Annotated in this window: 15 protein-coding genes and 1 pseudogene; 12 read left to right on the top strand and 4 right to left on the bottom strand. The window is 66.4% G+C overall.

Annotated elements, in window-relative coordinates; translation table 11 throughout:
- Nucleotides 1-345: 345 nt before the first annotated feature.
- On the bottom strand, nucleotides 346-1,044 hold the full coding sequence (locus B1964_RS05455; RefSeq protein WP_172398758.1) for a GntR family transcriptional regulator: 699 nt from the start codon (nucleotides 1,042-1,044) through the stop codon (nucleotides 346-348).
- Nucleotides 1,028-1,603, bottom strand: a complete 576-nt coding sequence (locus B1964_RS05450; protein ID WP_020170285.1) for an HD phosphohydrolase-like protein — start codon at nucleotides 1,601-1,603, stop codon at nucleotides 1,028-1,030. The genes B1964_RS05455 and B1964_RS05450 overlap by 17 nt, the downstream gene beginning before the upstream one ends.
- Nucleotides 1,604-1,729: 126 nt before the next feature.
- On the opposite strand from B1964_RS05450, the gene B1964_RS05445 reads away from it, so the two are divergent.
- The 10 genes from B1964_RS05445 to B1964_RS05400 all read left to right on the top strand — a co-directional run bounded on the left by B1964_RS05445 (nucleotide 1,730) and on the right by B1964_RS05400 (nucleotide 13,645).
- Nucleotides 1,730-2,773, top strand: a complete 1,044-nt coding sequence (locus B1964_RS05445) for a 2-aminoethylphosphonate ABC transporter substrate-binding protein (protein ID WP_006368283.1) — start codon at nucleotides 1,730-1,732, stop codon at nucleotides 2,771-2,773.
- A 1-nt stretch (nucleotide 2,774) separates the two neighbouring features.
- The gene (locus B1964_RS05440; protein ID WP_079929140.1) at nucleotides 2,775-3,953 is read left to right on the top strand and encodes an ABC transporter ATP-binding protein; all 1,179 of its coding nucleotides are present in this window, start codon (nucleotides 2,775-2,777) and stop codon (nucleotides 3,951-3,953) included.
- Entirely contained in the window at nucleotides 3,950-4,834 is an 885-nt protein-coding gene (locus tag B1964_RS05435; RefSeq protein WP_079929139.1) for a 2-aminoethylphosphonate ABC transporter permease subunit, read from the top strand. Before B1964_RS05440 ends, B1964_RS05435 begins: the two co-directional genes overlap by 4 nt.
- 3 nt (nucleotides 4,835-4,837) lie before the next feature.
- On the top strand, nucleotides 4,838-5,635 hold the full coding sequence (locus tag B1964_RS05430; protein WP_079929138.1) for an ABC transporter permease subunit: 798 nt from the start codon (nucleotides 4,838-4,840) through the stop codon (nucleotides 5,633-5,635).
- 88 nt (nucleotides 5,636-5,723) lie between these two features.
- A complete protein-coding gene (pruA, locus tag B1964_RS05425; RefSeq protein WP_079929137.1) occupies nucleotides 5,724-7,355 on the top strand; it encodes an L-glutamate gamma-semialdehyde dehydrogenase in 1,632 nt (543 codons plus the stop codon).
- Nucleotides 7,355-8,317 (top strand): proline dehydrogenase family protein, encoded by a 963-nt coding sequence (locus tag B1964_RS05420; RefSeq protein ID WP_079929142.1) that lies wholly within the window; start codon nucleotides 7,355-7,357, stop codon nucleotides 8,315-8,317. Before pruA ends, B1964_RS05420 begins: the two co-directional genes overlap by 1 nt.
- Before the next feature lie 168 nt (nucleotides 8,318-8,485).
- A complete protein-coding gene (locus B1964_RS05415) occupies nucleotides 8,486-9,577 on the top strand; it encodes a Zn-dependent alcohol dehydrogenase (protein ID WP_079929136.1) in 1,092 nt (363 codons plus the stop codon).
- A gap of 46 nt (nucleotides 9,578-9,623) precedes the next feature.
- The gene (locus B1964_RS05410; protein ID WP_079929135.1) at nucleotides 9,624-11,051 is read left to right on the top strand and encodes an APC family permease; all 1,428 of its coding nucleotides are present in this window, start codon (nucleotides 9,624-9,626) and stop codon (nucleotides 11,049-11,051) included.
- Nucleotides 11,052-11,117: 66 nt separating this feature from the next.
- Entirely contained in the window at nucleotides 11,118-12,170 is a 1,053-nt protein-coding gene (locus B1964_RS05405; protein ID WP_079929134.1) for a dihydrodipicolinate reductase, read from the top strand.
- A 23-nt stretch (nucleotides 12,171-12,193) separates the two neighbouring features.
- Nucleotides 12,194-13,645: a gamma-aminobutyraldehyde dehydrogenase gene (locus B1964_RS05400; protein WP_079929133.1), complete on the top strand. Its 1,452-nt coding sequence runs from the start codon at nucleotides 12,194-12,196 to the stop codon at nucleotides 13,643-13,645.
- Between the two features lie 87 nt (nucleotides 13,646-13,732).
- Here the strand turns inward: B1964_RS05400 and B1964_RS05395 are convergent, their stop codons facing one another.
- The gene (locus B1964_RS05395) at nucleotides 13,733-14,791 is read right to left on the bottom strand and encodes an alpha/beta hydrolase (protein ID WP_079929132.1); all 1,059 of its coding nucleotides are present in this window, start codon (nucleotides 14,789-14,791) and stop codon (nucleotides 13,733-13,735) included.
- Nucleotides 14,788-16,326: an NAD(P)/FAD-dependent oxidoreductase gene (locus B1964_RS05390; protein WP_079929131.1), complete on the bottom strand. Its 1,539-nt coding sequence runs from the start codon at nucleotides 16,324-16,326 to the stop codon at nucleotides 14,788-14,790. Before B1964_RS05390 ends, B1964_RS05395 begins: the two co-directional genes overlap by 4 nt.
- Nucleotides 16,327-16,644: 318 nt before the next feature.
- On the opposite strand from B1964_RS05390, the gene B1964_RS05385 reads away from it, so the two are divergent.
- Together B1964_RS05385 and B1964_RS05380 are read left to right on the top strand one after the other, a co-directional pair.
- The gene (locus B1964_RS05385; RefSeq protein ID WP_079929130.1) at nucleotides 16,645-17,505 is read left to right on the top strand and encodes a phytanoyl-CoA dioxygenase family protein; all 861 of its coding nucleotides are present in this window, start codon (nucleotides 16,645-16,647) and stop codon (nucleotides 17,503-17,505) included.
- Nucleotides 17,506-17,575: 70 nt separating this feature from the next.
- Nucleotides 17,576-17,823: pseudogene (locus B1964_RS05380) on the top strand (PucR family transcriptional regulator); the annotation flags it as partial.

Raw genomic sequence — 17,823 nt, 5'->3', positions numbered from 1 at the left:
GCTCGCCGCACGCGGCTCGCACCTCGACCATCGGGGGGAAGGGTTCGAATGACGCTCCGGGCCTTCCCCTCCGATGGTCGAGGTGCCGAGGAGCGCCAGCGACGAGCCTCGAGACCTCTCCCGCCGACCGGTATCCGCACCACCCGGTGACCCCGAACCAGCACCGGCGCAAACGGTCTCGAGGCTCGCCGCACGCGGCTCGCACCTCGACCATCGGGCGGAAGCGTTCGAATGACGCTCCGGGCCTTCCCCTCCGATGGTCGAGGTGCCGAGGAGCGCCAGCGACGAGCCTCGAGACCCCGCTCGCCGAGCATTGTCCGCACCACCGGAGGAAATCGCGGCGCGCTACTCCCGCAGGACCGCTTCGAAGGCGATGCGGTCGCCGCGGTAGAGGGAACGGACCTTTTCGATCGGGCGGCCGTCGGAGTCGAGAGATCGCCTGTGCAACAGGATCATCGGCATGGATGTCGTTGTCTCGAGGAGCGCCGCCTCACGGGGCGAGGCGAGCGCCGTCTCGATCCGCTCGTGGGCGGATGCGAACTCGACGCCTGTCGCACGGACTGCCGCGTAGAGAGAGGTGGCGGGATCAAAGGTGGTCAAGAAGTCGCCGAAGCGATCGACGGGCAGATAGGTGATCTCGAGGCCGAGTTTCGCTCCGTCCGCGAGCAAAACACGTTCGAGGTGCAGCACTCGCGAGCCTGGGGCCAATTCGAGGTCATCACAGAGGGCATCGTCGGCATCAACCTCGATGAACTGCACCAGATCTCGACTCGGAGTCCGCCCGTGCTTCTTCGCGCCCTCGGTGTAGGACTGCAATGACAACGGCTGCACCAGCTTCGGAGCCGACACGACGGTGCCACGACCGCGCCGCGCGATCCGCCCCTCGACGAGCAGATCATGCAGGGCTTGTCGGACGGTCTCGCGTGCAACGGCGAACTCCTCGGCGAGCGCGCGCTCGGCCGGCACCGGATCACCCTCTTCGAGGCCGGCGAGCTTCTCCTCCAGTCCGGTGCGCACCTGGTAGTACTTAGGAGTCTCGCGCACCGAGCGCCTCCTGCGTCGCCACTGCTCGTTCGGCGACCGATCCGGCGATACGACACAGTTCGTCGACGCTGATCGCCTGCGCACCAGGAACTTTCGCCGCATCGTCGAATCGGCGGAGCCGTACCGCATCCGACCACCAGCGGTGGTCCGTCCACTCGATCCCGACGTCGCCTGCGCCGCCCTGATGCTCCAAGGAGTCAACGGATGTATCACTGAGCGACTCCGCATAGCCCGGTTCGGTCGCGGCCAGATGACGTTTGGCCGCCACGTGCGCGCCGGCCAGCCACGCCACTCGCTCGCCGAATCGTGGTGCCAACCACGCACATGCGGCGCGGTCGTGATGAGCATGGTCATCGATCAGCGGACTGTGCCCGATGTCGTGGAGCGCCGCGGCGAGCACAAGTTCGTCGTCTGCACCGTTGACCTGCGCCTGCCACGCGGCTTGCGTCGCATGCTCGAACTCGTCGACGGCGAGCTCGTCGTAGACACCGTGGAGCGAGTCGAGCAGGGCGGTCACCTCGGCGACGATCTCTGCTGGTGAAGTCATGCCCGCAAGCATACCGGGTTCGGTCTAGACCAAAAGTTAACCGGACGTTTTCCTTGCAGACCTTCTTTGGTCTAGACCAAACGGTGATGATGGTGGAGCACACGCCCCGATCGCAACTTGTCCAGACCAGGAGCACCCATGCGAGTTCGACACCTCACCCGCGCCGTTGCAGTCGCTGCTGCAGCGGCCGCCCTCACTCTGACCGCCGCGTGCGGCGGCACCGGCACCCAGTCGTCGTCGGGCGCCACGACGCTCACCGTGTACAGCGCCGACGGCCTCGGCAGCTGGTACAAGAGCCAGTTCGCGGCGTATCAGAAGCAGACCGGCGTCGCCGTCAACGTCGTGGAAGCCGGCTCCGGCGAGGTGGTTTCGCGCGTCCAGAAGGAGCAGTCCAACCCGCAGGCGGACCTGCTGGTCACACTGCCGCCGTTCATCCAGCGCGCCGACGCCGACAAACTCCTGCAGTCCTCCGGCGTGCAGGATGCCGCAATCGCCCAGGGCAACAATGCCGCCGACGGCAACTATGTCGCCATCGTCGACAACACGCTGAGCTTCATCGCCAACCCCTCCGCCCAGCCCGCACCGCGCACGTGGGATGACCTGCTCGCATCGCAGTACAAGGGCAAGATCCAGTACTCCACACCCGGGCAGGCCGGCGACGGAACCGCGGTGCTCCTGCTGTTGCAGCACCTGATGGGCAACCAGCAGGCCCTCGACTACCTCGCCAAACTCCAGACCAACAATGTCGGTCCGTCCAGCTCGACCGGCAAGCTGCAGCCCAAGGTCAGCAACGGAGAACTGTTGGTGGCCAACGGCGATGTGCAGATGAATCTCGCCTCCATCCGCGACGACGGCTCGAAGTTCTCCCTGTTCTTCCCGGCCATGCCCGACGGCACCCGCACCACAGTCTCGCTCCCCTACTTCGCCGGTGTCACCAAGGGTGCACCGCATGCGGAAGAGGCCAAGAAACTACTCGCCTACCTGGTCAGCAAGGACGTGCAGAACACCGTCGCCACCGACGCGCTGGGTATCCCGGTCCGCACCGACGTGACCGCACCGAACGGCCCCGACAGCCCCGTCGCGGCCATCAAGGGTGTCACCGTGTGGCGGCCCGATTGGAATGCGGTGCTCAGTACTCTCGACGCCGACGTCGCCGCCTACCAGAAGGCCACCGGGAACTGACATGAGCGACAACCCGATCCGCCGCTCGGCACTTGCCGGCCGCGCCACCGAGACCGATGCCACGACAGCCGTCAAGGCACCCGACAGCATCGTGTTCAATCGTGTGTCGGTCACCTATGGCCGCGGCAAGAAGTCGACCGATGCACTCCGCGATTTCACCCTTCGGGCCCGGCGTGGCGAGACCATAGCGCTCCTCGGTCCGAGCGGTTCCGGCAAGTCCACGGCGCTCAAGGCGCTGGCGGGCTTCGTCCGGCCGAGCGCGGGTCAGGTCTTCCTCAACGGCGACGACATCACCGATCTACCGCCCGCCAAACGCGGCATCGGCGTGGTCGTCCAGTCCTACGCGCTGTTCCCGCACATGCGGGTCGCCGACAACGTCGCATTCGGGCTGAAGGCACGACGCCTGCCGCGCAAGGTCATTGCCGAACGCGTCGAGGAATCGCTGTCGATGGTCGCGATGGGCGAGTACGCCTCCCGGCTCCCCCGCGAGTTGTCCGGTGGCCAGCAGCAGCGCGTCGCGATCGCCCGTGCCCTGGCCATCCGGCCCGAGGTCCTGCTGCTCGACGAGCCGCTCGCCGCCCTTGATGCCGCATTGCGGTCGTCGATGGTCGTCGAGTTGCAGCACCTTCGGGATGCGTTGCCCGACACCACGATGCTCTACGTCACCCATGATCAGACAGAGGCCCTCGCACTGGCCGACCGAATCGGCGTCATGCGGGACGCGAGCCTGGTGGATCTGGGCACCGCCGACGAGTTGTGGTCGCGGCCACCGACCGATTTCACTGCCGGATTCCTCGGCGGCGCCAACCTCATCCCGTGCACCGTGGGACGGGTCTCCGCCTCCACCGCGCTGGTGGAGGCGGGCGGAAAGATGTTCTCCACCAATGCGCCCGAGCCTATCCAGCGGTGGGCACCGGGGTCCCCGGCGCTGATCTGCGTGCGGCCGCACGACGTCGAGGTGGCGCCGGCCGGCGCACACGGCTCGATGTGGGCGCGGGTGGACGGGTCGGTGTGGCGGGGCTCGACGACGCGCGTCAGCCTGGCCGTCGAAGGACTGCCCGATCAGCTCATCGACGCCGACGTCGTCGGTCACGTCGACTACGCAGCGGGTTCGGTTGTCGGCGTGCGCTTCCCGGACCCCATCGGCGTCCTCGTCGCCTCCGAAGGCACCCCACGATGAACACCGGCGCACTACTCACCGACGACGCCACGTCCACCCCACCACCGCAACCGAACCGCCCGCTGCGCTCGCGCAGCACGCTCTGGGTGTGGCCCCCGCTGGTGATCGTGCTGATCATCGCGGTGTACCCGCTCGTGCGGGTGCTGACCGAATCAGCGGGCGGCACCGGTGAAAGCACCTGGGGTGCAGTACTGTCCAGCGAGATCTTCCGCACCGCGCTCCTGCGGACCACCCAGATCGCCGTCGCCTCGACACTCGGGGCGCTGACCCTCGGTACCTTCCTGGCGATCGTCCTCGCCTTCGTGCCGTTCCCCGGCTCCACGATCGTGGCGCGACTCATCGACACCGTCCTTGCGCTGCCGTCGTTTCTGATCACGCTGGCATTCACCTTTCTCTACGGCACGGCGGGTGCGGTGAATGCACTCATCGCCGACGTCACCGGCAGCCGTCCCCTGAACTTCCTCGCCACGCCGTGGGGCGTGATCGCAGCGGAGATCACCTTTTTCACCCCGTTCGTCGTCCGGCCTCTGCTCGCGTCGTTCGCGACGCTGTCCACCGATCAACTCGATGTCGCCGCGAGCCTCGGCGCGTCCCCATGGCGGGTGTTGCGCTCGGTCATCATGCCCGAGGCGTGGCCGGCGTTGATGGCCGGCGGCAGCCTGGTTCTCCTGTTGACGCTCAACGAGTTCGGCATCGTGTTGTTCACCGGCGCCAAGGACGTGATCACGCTGCCGGTACTGATCTACACCCGCGGCATCGTCACCTTCGATCTCGCCGGCGCCGCGGTGATCGCCACCGTCCAGGTGGCCCTGTCATTGGCCCTCTACGGCATCTACCGCCTCATCTTCGCCCGGATATCCGGCAAGCGGAAAGGACTGTGAGACATGCTGTTCTGGAGTCGTGGCGGCCGCGCCGCCGTATGGACGATCTTCGCCGTCGTGGTGCTGGTGGTGTTCGTCGCCCCCATCGCCACCGTGGTTCTCGCCGGATTCGCCGGGTCCTGGACCGGCCCACTGCCCTCCCATCTGAGTCTGACACACATGGGCGGCGCCCTCTCGGGCGAGAACGTCGCCTCGTTGTCGGTGAGCCTGCAGACCGCGATCATCGCCGGCGCCCTCGCCCTGATACTCGGCACCTGGGCGGCGCTGGCGATCCGGGACTCCACGGGACCGCTGCGCCGGATCACCGACGCCGTCTTCCATCTGCCGATCGCGGTGCCGTCGGTGGCGATCGGCCTGGGCCTGTTGATCAGTTTCAACTCGCGCCCGTTGCTGCTCGGGGGCACCAAGTGGATCGTCGTCGTCGCCCACACCGTGCTGGTGCTGGCCTTTGCGTTCAGCGCGGTCTCGGCCGCCCTGGATCGGCTCGACCCGGCATATCGACAGGCCGCCGAATCACTCGGCGCGTCACCGCTGCGGGTACTGACCCGCGTCACCCTGCCGCTGCTCCTCCCCGCGCTCGGCGCCGCCGCAGGACTCTCGGTGGCCCTGTCCATGGGTGAACTCGGCGCCACGGTGATGGTCTATCCGGCGACGTGGAAAACCCTGCCGGTCACCATCTTCGGGCTCTCCGACCGCGGCGACGTGTTCTCCGCCGCCGCCTGCACGACCATCCTGCTGGTCACCACGATGCTCGCACTGGTCCTCCTCGGACGTATCCGGTCACGCGCCGTCGTCCGCTGACCAGCTTGTCCGATCAGCCAAGCATCAACGTCGATCATTGGCTGATCGGATATATCGTGAGTGTCGCCGTCTTGGTGGACTGGCGGGTATGGACGCGATCACCCTTCCCCCACGCCCGGCGAACGAGCCGGTTCACACCTATGCACCGGACACGCCGGAACGTGCCCGCATCGTCGCGGAACTGCGCGCACAGTCACAGGCCGACCCCATCGACCTCCCCCACGTCATCGGCGGCCGCGCCCGGATGGGCGACGGCGACCGCATCGACGTCGTGCAACCGCACGCCCATGCCGAGGTGCTCGGCACCTTCACCAATGCCGGCCACGACGAGGCACGAGCGGCCGTCGATGCCGCTCTCGAGGCCGCCGACGCCTGGGCGCACACCAGCTTCGACGATCGTGCCGCGGTGTTGCTGCGCGCCGCCGACCTGCTCTCCGGGCCGTGGCGCGAACGGATCGCCGCGGCCACCATGCTCGGACAGTCGAAGACCGTGCAGCAGGCCGAGATCGACGCACCCTGCGAGCTCATCGACTTCTGGCGCTTCAACGTGGCCTTCGCCCGCGAGATCCTCGCCGAACAACCGATCTCCTCGCCGGGCGTCTGGAATCGCCTCGACCATCGCCCGCTCGACGGATTCGTCTACGCCATCACACCGTTCAACTTCACCGCCATCGCCGGCAACCTGCCCACCGCGCCGATGTTGATGGGCAACACGGTGGTGTGGAAGCCGTCACCGACCCAGGCCTACGCCGCGCACCTGACCATGGAACTGCTGCGCGCCGCGGGAATGCCCGACGGGGTCATCAACCTCGTCCACGGCGACGGTATCGCGGTCTCCGATGTCGCCCTTGCCGATCCGCATCTCGCGGGCATCCACTTCACCGGGTCGACGACGACCTTCCAGCATCTGTGGCGCGAGGTCGGGGCGAATATCGACCGCTACCACAGCTATCCACGTCTCGTCGGTGAGACCGGCGGCAAGGACTTCGTCGTCGCTCACACCTCCGCCGATCCCGACGTCCTGCGCACGGCACTGATCCGCGGCGCCTTCGAATACCAGGGACAGAAGTGCTCGGCCGCCTCCCGCGCCTACATCCCGCGCTCGGTGTGGGATCGGATGGGCGACGACTTCCTCACCGAGGCCAACGAATTGACCTACGGCGACGTCCGCGACCTCGGCAACTTCGGTGGCGCCGTGATCGATCGGCGCGCCTTCGACAAGCACGTCGCGGCCATCGATCGCGCCAAGACCGTGCCCACGATGACGGTGGCCGCCGGTGGACACTGCGACGATTCGGAGGGCTACTTCGTCCGACCGACGGTGTTACTCGGCGACGACCCCACCGACGAGGCGTTCTCCACCGAGTACTTCGGACCCATTCTCGCCGTGCACGTCTACCCCGACGCCGACTATCCGAACATCCTGCGGATGGTCGATTCGAGTGCGAAGTATGCGCTGACCGGGTCGATCATCGCCACCGACGTCTCCGCGGTCGCCACCGCATCGGATGTTCTGCGCAACGCCGCGGGCAACTTCTACATCAACGACAAGCCCACCGGTGCCGTCGTCGGCCAGCAACCCTTCGGTGGCGGACGGGCCTCGGGCACCAACGACAAGGCCGGGTCGAAGGCCAATCTGCTGCGCTGGAGTTCCACCCGCACCATCAAGGAGACCTTCGTGCCGCCCACCTCTTCCGCCTACCCCCACATGGAGCGGTGATGAGCACGGTCTTCGACGCGGTTCTGCGGCCGGTGATCATGAAAGCCGCTGCCAGCGAACGGATCAAGGAAGCATCGGTGCGGCTGCCGATCACCGAGCGCGTGGTGAACCGGTTCGTGCCGGGCGAGACCCTCGACGACGTACTCGCCGCGATCCGCGGATGCCTCGACGAGGGACTCTCGGTCACCATCGATCACCTCGGTGAGGACACCACCGACGAGAGCCAGGCGAGCGCGACCGTCGACGCCTATCTCGCACTCCTCCAGGCAATGTCGACGCAAGAAGTGTCGACGCTCGACGTCGAGCCCGGCGGGCTCGAGGTGTCGCTCAAGCTCACCGCGCTCGGCCAATCACTGCCCCGACATGGCCGCAAGATCGCCGAGGAGAACGCACACACGATCTGTGCCGCGGCGCGTCGCGCCGGGGTGCTGGTCACCGTCGACGCCGAGGACCACGGCACCGTCGACCAACGGTTGCAGATCGTCCGCTCGTTGCGCGGTGAATTCCCCGAGCTCGGCACCGTCCTACAGGCGTATCTACGTCGCACCGAGGACGACTGCACCGAGTTCGCGGCCTCCGGCGCGCGAATCCGGTTGTGCAAGGGCGCCTACGCCGAACCGGCGGCGGTCGCCTATCCCGACCGCTCCCAGATCGATGAGGCCTACCTGCGGTGTCTGCGAATCCTGATGAAGGGCAACGGGTATCCGATGGTCGCCAGCCACGATCCGGTGATGATCGAGGCGGCGCCGATCATGGCCGCGGAGTTCGGCCGCAGCGCCGACAGCTGGGAACACCAGATGCTCTACGGGATTCGCGCCGATGAGCAGCAGCGTCTCGCCGCCCAGGGGGCGCGGGTGCGCGTCTACATCCCCTACGGCCAGGAATGGTACGGCTACTTCGTCCGGCGTCTCGCCGAGAAGCCTGCCAACCTCGGGTTCTTCCTACGGGCGCTCGCGGGGTAATCCGCACGCGCACGAGGCGTCATCGACGGTGCAATGTGCACCGTCGATGACGCCTTTTGGTTGACAAGTGCCGTAGCTTCCGGAACCCACTTGCAGCGATGGTGAGAGCCACACCACGTTTGTGCGAAGTCGCCTGTCCACGTGGCGAAGAGAAGAAGGAACCGGCTCATGCGCGCTGCACTGTTCACCGACAAGGACACCCCGGTCGACATCGTCGACGTCGACCTCGACCCGCCCAAGTCGAATGAGGTCCGCGTTCGCATCACGGCTGCGGGCGTCTGTCATTCGGAATTACATCTCATCCGCGGAGAATGGGAGGCGCCCGCACCTCTCGTCCCCGGACACGAGGGTTCGGGGATCATCACCGCAGTCGGCCCCGGAGTGACGCACCTCGCCGAGGGCGACCACGTGGTCCTGTCCTGGAATCCCTACTGCGGAGAGTGTCGCGAGTGCATCGCAGGCCGCGAAACCCGTTGCCACAAGGTGTCAACGGTCATCAATGCCACCGGCACCCTGCTGGACGGGACCTCTCGCCTCCACCTCGACGACGCACCGGTCCACCACTATCTCGGAGTGTCTTCGTGGGCTGAGGAAGTCGTCGTCCCGGCGACCGGAGCGATCAAGGTTCGCGACGACGCACCGCTCGACGTCATTGCGCTGGTCGGCTGCGCCGCCGCAACGGGCGTCGGTGCGGTCGTCAACACGGCGCGGGTGACCCCGGGTTCGACAGTGGCCGTGATCGGGTGCGGCGGCGTCGGACTCAACATCGTGCAGGGCGCACGCATGCAGGGTGCAGAGCGGATCATCGCTGTTGACCTCTCCCCGGAACGCGCCACGCTGGCAAAGGTTTTCGGCGCCACCGACGCCGTCGGCAGCGCCGTTGCCGCCGAGGCGATCCGAGAGCTCGAGCCCGACGGCGTGGACTTCGCATTCGACGCGATCGGACACGTCGCCACCACCGAGGCAGCGATCGGTTCCCTCGGATTGGGCGGCGCCGCAGTGATCGTCGGACTCCCCCCAACAGGCGCGAAGGCGACCTTCGAACCACTTGCGCTCGCAGAGATGGATGCCCGCATCCTCGGCTCCAACTATGGCAGCATCCGACCGCAGTACGACATACCGAAGCTCGTCGATCTCTACATGGGCGGCGAACTACTACTCGACGAACTCGTTTCCGCCCGTAGGCCGCTCGACGAGGCTGCCCAAGCCGTCACCGACCTCGCCGATGGCGTCGCGCTCCGACAACTACTGATTCCCTGAAGGCACCCGCGTCGAACAGCCGAACAACGGACACCACGAAGGAATCATGAGTACCACCACCAACGAAAGCTCCTCTCTGCCCACGGGATCGGCACGCCTGCGTGGCAAGCTCGGAGTGCTGTCGATCTCGCTGATGATCATCGCCGGCGCCGCTCCGCTCTGCGTCGTCGGCGGACCGATGGTTCTCGGCCTGTCCCTCGGCAATGGTGCCGGGCTCCCCGCGACCTACCTGATGACGCTGGTCGTACTGCTCCTGTTCGTCGTCGGCTTCACCACGATGACGCCGTTCGTCGGCTCGGCGGGTGCGTTCTACTCCTACGTGCACGCCGGTTTGGGTCGCGCCGCCGGGATCGGCACCGGCTATCTGGCCATACTGTCCTACACCTGCATCTACGTCGGGCTGTACGTACTACTCGGCATCGGTGCCGACAACCTGGTGAGGTCCTACGGTGGCCCCTCGCTGCCATGGTTCGTGTGGGCCGCAGCCGCACTGGCGATCATCTCGTTCCTCGGCTACCGCAACGTCGAGGTGTCCGGGAAGGTATTGGGCATCCTGCTCGCCGCCGAGGTGGGCCTCGTCCTCGTGTTGAACGCCTGGATCATCGCCGGCGGCGGTGGACCGGAAGGTTTGTCGCACGGCGCGTTCTCGATCGGCGAGATGTTCAGTGGCGCTCCGGGAGTCGCGCTCATCTTCGCGGTCCTCAGCTTCATCGGGATCGAGGCCGCCGCGGTGTTCCGCGACGAGGCACGCGATCCCGTCCGCACCGTGCGCCGCGCGACGATCGTGTCGGTGACCGTGGTCGGTGTGTTCTACGCGATCACGTCGTGGGCGGCGATCAGCGGCATCGGCGACAGCTTGGTCGTCGCGACCGCGACCGCCGACCCCGACGCCTTCCTGCCGTCACTGGCGCAGCAGTACCTCGGCCGCGTCGGCGCCGACCTGGTCACGCCCCTCTTCGTCACCAGCACCTTCGCGGCAGCACTGACCTGGCACAACATCCTCGCCCGATACACACTGTCCCTGTCCTCGCGCGACCTGCTGCCGCGACGTCTGGCCGCGGTGCATCCCCGGCATGCCTCGCCGCACCGCGGCTCGCTTGCCGTCATGGTCGTCACGGCCGGGATCATCGCACTCGGCGTGACCATCGGGCTCGATCCGATGAGTCAGCTCTATACATGGACCTCCGGGTTGGGATCGGTCGGCTACATCATCTTGCTCGTCCTGACCTGCTCGGCGGTCCTGGCCTTCTTCCGCCGTGAGTCGCACGGGACGTCGATCGTGGGTGCCGTCGTTGCACCGCTCCTCGCATTGGCCGGCCTCCTGGTCATCCTGGCCGTGATGCTCCTCAACCTGGATCTGCTGGCGGGCGACAGCGCCGCAGTGGCGATCGCCATCATCGTGCTCCTCATCGGCGCCGGCGTGCTCGGTCCCGTGGTCGCGACGCTCCGGCCTTCCGCCGCGCAGGAACACTGACGCCCGACGCCCTCGGCGTCGGACTCGATCACCATTCACGAACCCACCACGACACAAGGAATCACGTTGGCACACACCATCGTGCTGGTCGGCCTCGGCGCCACCGGCCTGGCCATGGCTCGCTCCCTGCTCCGACGCACCGACGTCGAGATCATCGGCGCCGCCGATCGCAGTCCCACGGCCCTCGGGTCCGACCTCGGCATACTCTCCGGCCTCGACCCGGTCGGCGTCACGGTCGGCGACGACCCTGCAGCATTGCCCGCCGCCGACGTGGCGATCGTGGCCACCACCTCGGATCTCGACCAGGTCGCCGGCACCCTCATACCGTTGCTCGAACGGTCGTACAACGTCATGAGCATCTGCGAAGAGCTGTCCTACCCGTGGTCGAGTCACCCGGACACCGCACGCCGCCTCGACGACACCGCCAAGGCCCACGACGTCACCGTTGTGGGCACCGGCGCGAATCCCGGGGTACTGATGGACACCCTGCCGCTGCTGCTCACCACCCTCACCCAACGTGTCGAGCGCGTCGTCATCCGCCGCCGGACGAACATGTCGCGCTACGGCGCGATCCTGTCAAAGTTCGGAATGGGGCTCACCGCAGACGAATTCGCCGGCGCGCAGAATTCGGGCACCGTGGTCGGACACTACGGCTTCGAGCAGGCCATCGGCGCACTCGCTGCCGGTCTCGGCTGGTCGCTGGATACGATCGACGTCGGGCGGGTGACCCCGGCGATCGTCAGCGACACCGTTCGCGTCGGCGACCATCTCACGATCGAACCCGGCCGGATCGCGGCCGTCACACACGCCGCACGAGGCATGCTCGACGATCGGGCAGTGATCGATCTCGAGATCATGTTCGGCTTCTTCGACGGGAGTGATCGGGTCACCGCCGGTGACGACTACCGCATCGAGGGCACCGACCAGGTCCTCGAGCTGTCATCGTCGATCGGATTCGAGTCGTTCGTGAGCACGATCGCCGCGGCGGTGAACGTCGCGACCGCAGTCATCGACGCACCCAGCGGTCTGCTGTCCATGGCTGAGCTCTCCACGAAGTCGATTGCGTCGAAGGGCTCGCGATTCTCGCCTCCACACGTCGACGACCAATCCCAGTCCTGAACAACCGATCACAGGAGAACACCATGCTCGACCCGACTGACTACAACCCGAGAAACCTGATCGACGGCCGGCTCGTCGACGCCGCCTCCGGACGACTGCTCGACGTTCTCGAGCCGGCCACCGGGGAAATCCTCGCGCGTGTTGCCGCAAGCGATGCCGACGACATCGATGCGGCCGTGACCACCGCCGAGCGGGCGTTCCGATCGTTTCGGCGCACCACCCCCGGCGAACGCGCAGACATGCTGCTGGCCCTTGCCGCCACGATCGAGGAGCACGCCGAACACCTCGCATATCTCGAAGCGCGCAACGTCGGCAAGCCCATACCCGTTGCCCGAGAAGAGCTGCCACTCGTGGTCGACAACCTCCGTTTCTTCGCCGGCGCAGCCCGGACGATGGAGGGACGCGCCGGCGGCGAGTACCTGCGCGGCTACGAATCCTACGTGCGACGGGAGCCGATCGGTGTCGTCGCCGGCATCGCACCGTGGAACTACCCACTTCTCATGGCGACCTGGAAGATCGGTCCGGCGCTCGCCGCCGGCAACTGCAGCATCCTCAAGCCGTCTCGGCAGACACCATTGACCGCCCTCTACGTCGCGAAGCTCGCGCAAGACATCTTCCCCGCCGGGGTATTCAGCGTGATCTCGGGATCGGCCTCCGACATCGGCGATCAGCTGGTCGCCGATGACCGCATCGGCCTGGTGTCACTCACCGGTGACACCAGCACAGGCCGCCACATTGCGAAGGTCGCCGCAGGCCACGTCGCGCAGACCCACCTCGAACTCGGCGGAAAGGCACCGGTCATCGTGCTCGACGACGCCGATCTCGACGCGGTCGTCACCGGCATCGTGGCCGCCGGATTCGCCAATAGCGGCCAGGACTGCACAGCGGCGTGCCGGGTGATCGCCACTCCTGGGATCTACGACCGCCTTCTGGATGCGCTCATCCCGGCAGTTGAGGCCATCAAGGTCGGAAACCCCACCGACGGTATCGATCCCGACGGTGACCATCCCGAGATGGGCCCGCTGATCTCTGCCACCCACCGGAGTTCGATTCTCGAGGTTCTGGCCAAGACCGACGGCAGGATCGTCACCGGCGGCAACGCCCTGTCCGGCGATGGCTTCTTCCTCGAGCCGACAATCGTGGCGAACCCGAGCCAGAACGACGTGATCGTGCAGACCGAACAATTCGGCCCCGTCGTCTCGGTGCAGCGAGCCGCCGACATCGACGAGGCCTTCTCGTGGGCGAATGACGTCGAGTTCGGTCTGGCATCCTCGATCTGGACCCAGAACCTGAACCATTCGGCACGCGCCGCCCGCGATCTCGACTTCGGCTGCGTCTGGGTGAATGATCACATGCCCATCCTGTCCGAGATGCCCCACGGGGGCTTCAAGCAGTCCGGGTACGGCAAGGACATGTCGATCTACGCGGTCGAGGAGTACACGCGCATCAAGCACGTGATGACCAAGACAGAGTGACCGGGGCGGGACCACAGCACAATCCCCTTGCGCGTCTGGCAGTGATCGCCAGGTGCACAAGGGGATTCGTGCGTAACCGGGGATGGCCTAACCAAGTGCGCCGGCGATGGCATCGGCAACACGGTCGACGCCGTCGCGGGCTGCCCTGCTGATCCGTGTCAGCGAGATGTACCCGTGGACCAGACCGCCCTCACGGATCAGACGCGTCGGAACACCGGCGGCGGCCAGCCGATCGGCGTACGCGATCGCCTCGTCGCGGAGCGGGTCGAATCCCGCCACCGTGATGAGCGTCGGCGGCGCCCCCGACAGGTCGTCGGCATGCAACGGAGAGACGCGCGGGTCCCACTCAACCTGTCCCGCAGGCAGATACAGCCCGGCCAGCCAGCTGATCTGCTTGGCCGACAGTGCCGGATTGTCCGCGAACTCGGTGCGTGACGGATGGACGCCGACGGCGTCGACCACCGGATACATCAGCACCTGCATCAGCGGGCGAAGGGATTCGTCGGCCAGGTCATTGGCAAGTACCGCACAGAGATTCGCCCCCGCGCTGTCACCGAGCAGCACGATCCGCCCCGGATCGGCTCCCCACTCGGCCGCGTGCTCGACGGCGAACAGCCACGCTTCAAGCGCATCGTCGAGTGGCCCGGGAAATTGTGCCTCGGGAGCCAATCTGTACTCGACGGACAACACGGCGACGCCGGCGCGATCGGCGATGAGACGAACCGGGACGTCGTAGCCGGCACGGCTGCCGAGTACGAAGCCCCCGCCGTGCAGGAACACCACCAGTCCGGTGGAGCGCTTGGCCGGCCGATACAGACTCGCGCGGATTCCGTTCGGTAGCACCATCTCGGTGACGTCCATCGGCGGGGCGTCGTCGGCGAAGACCCGGCAGTCGTTGTCCATCGCCGCCCGTGCGTCGGCGACGGTGCCGTCGCTGAAGTCGGGTTCGGTGGCCGCAGCCTTCATCAGAAGCGCTATCTCGGGGGCCATGACGTCGCCGGCGGAGTTGACGACGGGCGGCACCACCCGGCGCAGGACGGTACCGGGCACCCGGCCGATCGTGGTGAACAGCGACCGCTGCAGCCACTCTCCTGCGGTGAGTCGGCGCGATGTCTCCGAGGTGGCCGGGCGATCGATGACGGTCATCGCTGTGCACCTTCCACTGCCTTCGAACTGTTGTCGAATTCTCGATCGAGTCGCGAGCTGAAAGTCAGAGCTTCGGTGATCACGCTGCCGCGGAACATCTTTCGGTCTTCGACGAAGACATTCTTGATTTGCCACGGCATCTCGTCGCCCTGTCGGGGCAATGTGTGCTTGGCGCGGAGCATATAGCCGGCATCCAGGTCGATGATCGGCCGGACACCGGTGCCCTCGGGGGCGACAGCCGTCGCGGTGTCGTAACCGCGGGAGTCCATGTGGTGCAGCAGCTCGACGAAGCTCTTGCCGAGCAGCCCGATCTTCAGCGTCCAGGACGATTTGGTGTACCCGACGGCCATCACCCAGTTCGGCACACCGGAGAGCATCATCCCGCGGTACACGACGGAGGTGGACAGATCGACCGGACGTCCGTCGACGCTGACGTCGACTCCGCCGAACAGCCGCATGTTCAGCCCGGTCGCGGTGACGATCACGTCGGCGTCGAGCGTCTCCCCGGATTCGAGCTCGATGCCGTCGGCGGTGAACCGTCGGATGCGATCGGTGACGACCGATGCGTCGCCGCGGCGGATGGACGCGAAGAAGTCGCCGTCGGGTGCGAGGCACAGGCGCTGGTCCCACGGCTCGTAGGGCGGGTTGAAGTGCGTGTCGACGTCGAATCCGGCGGGGAGTTGCTTCTTGTTGACGTGGCGGATCAGGCGACGCGACGCCTTCGGGAACGTGGTGAGCGTCTTGACCAGGGCCCAGTCGGCCCACACGTTCTTCCAACGGGTCGCGAGGTAGCCGCGACGTTCGCCGAGCAGTTTCGTGAGCAGCAGACTGAGGCCGTCGATCCGGGCCATCGTCAGGATGTAGGTCGGCGTGCGCTGGAGCATGGTGACGTGCGACGCGGCACCCTCGCCTTTCAGCATGGACGGGATCAACGTGATCGCGGTGGCGCCGCTGCCGATCACCACCACCTTCTTGCCGGCGTAGTCGTAGTTCTCCGGCCAGTGCTGGGGGTGGATGATGTCGCCCGCGAAGTCCTCACGCCCCTCGAACTCCGGGGTGAAGCCCTCGTCGTACCGGTAATAGCCGGTGGCGCCGAACACCCAGCCGGCCTTGATGACGTCGTGGCGAACGGTTCCGTCGGCATCGGTGATGTCCACCGACAGCAACCAGTGCGCGTCGTCGCTCGACCATGCCGCCGAGGTGACCTGGTGGCGGTAGCGAATGATCTCGTCGAGACCGTACTCGTCGACGGTCTCCTTCAGATAGTCCAAAATCAGCGGGGCGTCGGCTATTGCAGTCTCGTGGCGCCAACTCTTGAACTCGTAGGCGAAGGTGTGCAGGTCCGAATCGGAGCGAATACCGGGGTAGCGGAACAAGTCCCACGTCCCGCCGACGGAGTCGCGGCCCTCGAGCAGGGCCACCGTCTTCTTCGGGAACTCTTGCGTCAGGTAGACGGCGGCGCCGATGCCCGAGATACCGCCGCCGATGATCACGACGTCGAAGTACTCCGGTTGGGTTGCCGAGTTGCTACTCATTTCTGTGTGCCTCCATTCGCGCCGGAATCGACGACTTTGGGTGAATACGACTTCCGCGATGCGGTCAGCTTGCCGAAAGCCGTGTAACGCACACCACACCGAATCTCAACGTCCTGCCGGCCGGGAGTGTGAAAACCTCACACACTTCGTGATTCTGCGGTCGGCCTTCACCGGCGAACTCCACGACGACCTGCGGCGAGGGTGCACTCTGCACCACGTCCGCTCCGGAAACGCTCAATCGTGCCGATAGGCACCAGGCGCCGCGTTGTCGATAGTGAGACCTGCGCCACAGCACATCCCACACAGATTGGAAATGCCATGACCAGTGTCGACACCACCATCCAACGAGTCCCCAGCACGACACCCGCGGCCGACATCCTCGCGATAGTCGACCGTGACGGCGGCGTCATCATCGAAGGATTCCTCACCCCGGATCAGGTCTCCCGCTTCAATTCCGAGATCGATCCCGCCGTCGCGGCACTCGCACCCGGCAGCACGCACGAGAACGAGATCGTGCAGGAGTTCCACGGCGCCAACACCAAGCGCCTGACCAATCTGGTCAATCACAGCGACGTGTTCCGCGACGAGATCATCGACCTCGACCTGGTCCATGCACTGTGCGATGCACGGTTTCTCGAAGAGTCGGGCACCTACTGGATGACGACCGCACAGGTGATCGAGATCGGGCCCGGCAACCGTCCGCAGATGCTGCACCGCGATCTGGAGAACTGGTATCCGTTCGTCGGGATGGGCCCCGCCGGACCCGAGATCACCTTGAACTTCCTCATCGCGCTGACCGACTTCACCGAGGAGAACGGAGCCACCCGGGTGATCCCGGGCAGCCACCTCTGGTCCGACTTCGAGGACCGCGGCACCCCGGAGCAGACGATCCCCGCGATCATGAACGCCGGCGATGCGCTGTTCATCAGCGGCAAGACCGCCCACGGCGGCGGCTCCAACGTGACGGCAGACCAGTACCGGCGCGCGGTGTCGTTCGCATTCAATCCCGGCTACCTCGTCGGCGAGGAGGCCTACCCGTTCCTGGTGACCCGCGATGTGGCCGCCACCCTGCCCGAACGCGTCCAGCGCATCCTCGGCTTCCGTTCGCAGTATCCGCTGGGCTCGCCCGGCCTGTGGCAGGTCGACTACGCCGAACTGGCCGACTACCTCGGTCTCTAGTCACGCTCCACGAGCACGAGTCTGCCGGAGTCCGCTGATGTCGGAGGTCGACGCGAGGACACTGAGGAGCATGACGACGCCGGATCAGCTGTGGCCAGAGCCCTCGGAGTCGGTGGCGGCGTTGATCCGCGATCTGGCGAAGGATCTGCTCGCCCGGCTCGACGAGGTGGTTGCCGACGTGACCGCGGCGTCGATAGCGGATCCGCAGTACCGCATGATCGCCGACGACCCGGTACTCGCCGAGGCCGACGCCAAACTGGTGGTTTCGCTCGTCAAGTACTGGCTGACGTCCAGCATCGCCAACCCGGGTCGGCGGGG

The sequence above is a fragment of the Gordonia sp. i37 genome, from assembly GCF_002043085.1.
Taxonomy (GTDB): domain Bacteria; phylum Actinomycetota; class Actinomycetes; order Mycobacteriales; family Mycobacteriaceae; genus Gordonia; species Gordonia polyisoprenivorans.
The sequence above is the reverse complement of the archived record's forward strand: the minus strand, read 5'-3'. Positions and strand labels throughout refer to the sequence as shown.